Origin of the sequence: Fischerella thermalis PCC 7521 (genome assembly GCF_000317225.1) — a bacterium.
GTDB classification, from domain to species: domain Bacteria; phylum Cyanobacteriota; class Cyanobacteriia; order Cyanobacteriales; family Nostocaceae; genus Fischerella; species Fischerella thermalis.
This window is the reverse complement of record NZ_AJLL01000129.1, coordinates 1-343: the sequence shown is the minus strand read 5'-3', so window position 1 is coordinate 343 and position 343 is coordinate 1. Positions and strand designations below refer to the sequence as shown.

Sequence of the window (343 nt, the reverse complement as noted above, 5' to 3'; positions counted from 1 at the left end):
ACTATCAAATCTTTCCAGGTTGAAAAACCAAAAACTCAACTTGATTTTACTTTGGGAAATAGTAGAAACAGAACAAGGAATAATTACAGCATTGGAGTACAACACGGATTTATTTTACTCCACTACCATAGCTCGAATGCTAGGACATTTTGAAACACTTTTAAACTATGTCGTCACTAAGCCAACAGCAAAATTAAACGAATTAATTGAAAAAATGATTTCAATTGATAAGCAACAAACATCAATACAAAACAAAAAGCGAAAAGAAAGAATTTCAACTCAAGTTAAAGAAAGTTAAGCGGCAGGTGATTGACATTACAGATGAAACAGAGGAAACAAGATG

Annotated in this window: 1 pseudogene; it reads left to right on the top strand. The window is 32.1% G+C overall.

The window, feature by feature from the left end:
- Window positions 1-298: pseudogene (locus tag UYK_RS24590) on the top strand (condensation domain-containing protein); the annotation flags it as partial.
- Between the last annotated feature and the right edge of the window lie 45 nt (window positions 299-343).